This window comes from Umezawaea sp., from assembly GCF_036375055.1.
Classification (GTDB): domain Bacteria; phylum Actinomycetota; class Actinomycetes; order Mycobacteriales; family Pseudonocardiaceae; genus Umezawaea.
Genome location: NZ_DASUSQ010000163.1, coordinates 1 through 3,542 on the forward strand (window position 1 = coordinate 1; position 3,542 = coordinate 3,542).

General features: G+C 71.2%; 6 protein-coding genes. 3 read left to right on the plus strand and 3 right to left on the minus strand.

Going from position 1 to position 3,542, the window contains the following annotated elements; all coding sequences use genetic code 11:
* Window positions 1-266: 266 nt before the first annotated feature.
* Together VFZ92_RS38610 and VFZ92_RS38615 are read left to right on the plus strand one after the other, a co-directional pair.
* Window positions 267-413 carry a hypothetical protein gene (locus VFZ92_RS38610; protein ID WP_259626254.1) on the plus strand — a complete coding sequence of 49 codons (147 nt, stop codon included), beginning with the start codon at window positions 267-269 and terminating at the stop codon, window positions 411-413.
* Between the two features lie 367 nt (window positions 414-780).
* Entirely contained in the window at window positions 781-2,136 is a 1,356-nt protein-coding gene (locus VFZ92_RS38615; protein ID WP_330882399.1) for a S28 family serine protease, read from the plus strand.
* On the opposite strand, the gene VFZ92_RS38620 is transcribed toward VFZ92_RS38615, so the two are convergent.
* Together VFZ92_RS38620 and VFZ92_RS38625 are read right to left on the minus strand one after the other, a co-directional pair.
* Window positions 2,116-2,631, minus strand: coding sequence for a Clp protease N-terminal domain-containing protein (locus tag VFZ92_RS38620; RefSeq protein ID WP_330882401.1), 516 nt, complete (start codon window positions 2,629-2,631; stop codon window positions 2,116-2,118). The two genes, VFZ92_RS38615 and VFZ92_RS38620, sit on opposite strands and share 21 nt — an antisense overlap.
* A gap of 4 nt (window positions 2,632-2,635) precedes the next feature.
* On the minus strand, window positions 2,636-2,845 hold the full coding sequence (locus VFZ92_RS38625) for a helix-turn-helix domain-containing protein (RefSeq protein WP_259626257.1): 210 nt from the start codon (window positions 2,843-2,845) through the stop codon (window positions 2,636-2,638).
* A 60-nt stretch (window positions 2,846-2,905) separates the two neighbouring features.
* Between VFZ92_RS38625 and VFZ92_RS38630 the strand changes: the two genes are divergently transcribed.
* Window positions 2,906-3,280: an NTP pyrophosphohydrolase gene (locus VFZ92_RS38630; protein ID WP_330882403.1), complete on the plus strand. Its 375-nt coding sequence runs from the start codon at window positions 2,906-2,908 to the stop codon at window positions 3,278-3,280.
* 39 nt (window positions 3,281-3,319) lie between these two features.
* Here the strand turns inward: VFZ92_RS38630 and VFZ92_RS38635 are convergent.
* A partial coding sequence (locus VFZ92_RS38635) for a hypothetical protein (protein ID WP_330882405.1) occupies window positions 3,320-3,542 on the minus strand: 223 nt, incomplete at its 5' end.

Sequence of the window (3,542 nt, forward strand, 5' to 3'; positions counted from 1 at the left end):
CTAGGCCTCCCACCTGCGCTCATGCCGGACATCCGGCGATATCCCACTCTCTAGCGCTCACGCTAGAGAGTGGGCCGGACGCGCGGGGACCACGTCCGGTTGCAGTAGGCGTTCGACAGGACAATCGTAGGTGATCTTCCAGAAAGGGCCGATGAATCGCCGGCCTGTGCCCCAACTCACCGGATAAACGGGTGCATTCATGCGGCTGGAGGTGCATACTTGAGCTACACAACCGAAGACGACCTCTGGAGAGGGAAGTAATACCGATGAACATCACCGCGAAGCTCCGCGCCCGTCGTGTTGAAGCTCGCAACCGCAAGGCCGTTGCCCGCGCCATCGACATGGCGTCCACGCCGGCCATGCGCCACGAGCTGATCGCGATCGCTCAGAACCAGATGACCACTCTCCGCTGAGACCTCGCCGCCGCGACGTCACCTGAGGCACCAGGTGAGCGCCCCGTCGTAGAGCGCGAGTCCCGGGGAATGGACGAGAGTCCTGGCAGCCCTCCCGCGTGCCAGGGCTCTCGTCGTCTCCACTGGAACACCGCGGCTAGCCGTGATCCGGGTCACGTCCGCAGGGGCGTGTAACGGTTCTCGCGCGTGTGTCGATGTTCCAGGTGACCCCGCGATGCTGTCGGACCCCCGACCTGGCAGCACCGCGGGGTTTCTTCATGCCCGGACGGCCCACGACCCGGCGGGGTGGGCGCGCCCCCACCGCCGACCTCCCGCTCCCCCCGATCGGCCGGTGCCCCGCCCGTCACCCGGCCGATACCGTCGCCGGGTGATCCGGCTGACGCGGCTCCTGGCGATCGTCCTCCTGGCTCTTTCCCAACTGGCGGTAGGCGTTCCGCCCGACCTCGACCAGGAACTCGCACGCATCGAGGGCCTCAGGGTCATCAGCAGGACCACCACCGGCGCGTACCAGTACCTCGTCCTCGGCCTCCAGCAGCCGACCGACCACCGCCACCCGGACCGCGGCACCTTCGAACAGCGGATCTCCTTGCTCCACAAGGACGAGAGCCGCCCGATGGTCCTGCACACCACCGGCTACGACCTCCCCGGCGGCCCCGGCCTCTCCGAACCCGCCAGGATCACCGACGCCAACCAGCTCAGCGTCGAGCAGCGCTTCTTCACGCCGTCCCGCCCCACCCCGACCGACTGGCGGGACCTGGACATCTGGCAGGCGGCCAGCGACCACCACCGCATCGTCCGGGCGTTCCAGCGGATCTACCGCGCCCAGTGGCTCTCGACCGGCGCCAGCAAGGGCGGCATGACGTCGGTCTACCACCGCCGCTTCTTCCCGAACGACGTCGACGGCACGATCGCCTACGTGGCACCGAACGACGCGGACGACCGCCGGGACGTCTACGCCGACTTCATCGCGCACGTCGGCACCGACGACGACTGCAACCGCCGCCTGGAGGGCGTCCAGCGGCAGGTCCTCCAGCACCGCGACGAGGTCGTGCGGATCATGCTGTCGAGGGGCTACACCTACGACGCGCTGTTCGGCACACCCCAGAGGGCGCTGGAGATCCTGGTCCTGGACACCCCGTTCACCTTCTGGCAGTACCAGACGCAGGCCGAGTGCGCGCTGGTGCCGGGACCGGGTGCGACCGTCGCGCAGCTGGTGGCGTTCATGGACGACACCGTCGGCTTCGACTTCTACACCGACGCGGGTGTCGCGCCCTACACGCCGTACTACTACCAGGCGGGAACGCAGCTCGGCTCGCCGGAAGCCGACGAGCGGGCCGTGGCGGACCTGTTGCGGTACCCCGGTTCCAGCGTGCCGCGCTCGTTCGTGCCCGCCGACATCGCCATGCGGTTCCAGCCCGGCGCCATGCGCGACGTCGACCGCTGGGTCCGGAACGCAGGCCGGAACCTGCTGTTCGTCTACGGCGGCAACGACCCGTGGGGCGCCGAGCCGTTCCGCCTCGGCCGCGGCACGCGCGACTCGTTCAGCTTCACCGTGCCGGGCGGCAACCACGGCGCGACCATCGCGAAACTGCCCGAGGCGCAGCGGAACCAGGCCACGGCGGCGGTGCTGCGCTGGGCCGACGTGGACGCGCCGGTGACGGCGGCGACGCTCGACGGCCCCGGCCCGGACGACCTCTCCGAGCTACGCCGCCGCCCGAGGTAGCTGCCTGCCCCACAGCGTCCGCACGTCGGCGCCGAGCCGGTGCAGGATCTGCCCGGACCGGCTGCGGCCGTCCGCGAGCAGCCCCAGCACGAGGTGCGGCGGCTTGATCGGCGTACCGCCGCGGCGGGCGTGGTGGGCGGCGACCTCGACGGCCTTGCGGGCCTGCGCGGTCAGCTCGAACGCGGTCGTGGGACCGGTGAGCGTGACGCGCAGCGGGCGCAGCCGCGATCGCCGCAGGCTCCACGCGCCGGGGTCGTCGTCGACCCGCGGACGGAGGGCGTCGAGGTCGATCCCCAGCGTGGCCAGCAGCTCCCGGTCGGTCTGGCCGCCGATGCGGGCCCGCACGGCGTCCGCCGTGACGTCGTCGACGGCGTGCGCCTCGGCGAGCGCCAGCAGCAGGAAGTCCGTGTCGAGCGTGCGGCGGCCGTACTCCCCGGCCAACCGTCCGGCGCGGACGACCACGCGGCGCGCGGTCGGGTCGAAGCGGGCGAACATCCGGCTACCTCCTGGCGTGCTTCTTGTGGGCGGACTGCCTGGTGACGCCGAGGGAGTCCGCGATGGCCTCCCACGACCAGCCCTGCGCTCGGGCGTTGCGGACGTGCACCGCCTCCAGCTCCTCCAGCAGGCGGCGCAGCGCGGCGACCGCCGCGAGCCCCTGTCCCGGTTCCTGCCCGTTGGCGGTGGCCGCCAGTTCCGTCGCGGACTCCATGCGTGTCAACCTAGGCTGACAAAACTGCGCGTGTCAACCAAAGCTGACAAACTGGTGCGCATGGCTGAACTGCCGCTGCTCGTCGTCGACTCGGCCAACGTCGTCGGCTCCGTCCCGGACGGCTGGTGGCGCGACCGCGCGGGCGCGGCCGAACGCCTGCGCGACTCCCTCGTCCCCGTCGCGGCGCGGGGCATCGACGCCGACGGCCCGATGGAGGTCGTGCTCGTCGTCGAGGGGAAGGCCAACGGGGTCGAGTCGGTCGACCGGGTCCGCGTGGTCCGCTCACCGGGCGAGGGCGACGACAGGATCGTCGAGGTCGTCCGCGCCGAGGGCGCAGGCAGGCGCACCGTGGTCGTCACCGCGGACCGCGAACTCCGCCGCCGCGTGACCGAACTGGGGGCCGAGGTGGTCGGCCCGCGCGCGGTGCGGTCCTGATCCCAGTGGGTGGACCCCGTCGGGCTGGCCGCCGCCCCGTCAGCGTTCGTGAGGTTCGCCCGGTGCGCTCAGGTCCAGTGCGCGACGGGCTCTGTCGACGAGCTGCTTGTAGGTGATGACCTCGATCCTGGACCGATCGGCGTTGTGGAGCCGGAGCGCTTCGTCGACCTGTTGCTCGGTGAAGTCGACGTCGTACATCGGGTGTCCGACGACCACCGTGCCGCTCGCCCTCCTCGCGTCGATGCCGTGGCGATCCAGGATC

Excerpts from the sequence above, each read along its gene's own strand:
- VFZ92_RS38630 (WP_330882403.1), top strand. The coding sequence starts at position 2,906 with ATGGCTGAACTGCCGCTGCTCGTCGTCGACTCGGCCAACGTCGTCGGC.
- VFZ92_RS38610 (WP_259626254.1), top strand. The coding sequence starts at position 267 with ATGAACATCACCGCGAAGCTCCGCGCCCGTCGTGTTGAAGCTCGCAAC.
- VFZ92_RS38625 (WP_259626257.1), bottom strand. The coding sequence starts at position 2,845 with ATGGAGTCCGCGACGGAACTGGCGGCCACCGCCAACGGGCAGGAACCG.
- VFZ92_RS38620 (WP_330882401.1), bottom strand. The coding sequence starts at position 2,631 with ATGTTCGCCCGCTTCGACCCGACCGCGCGCCGCGTGGTCGTCCGCGCC.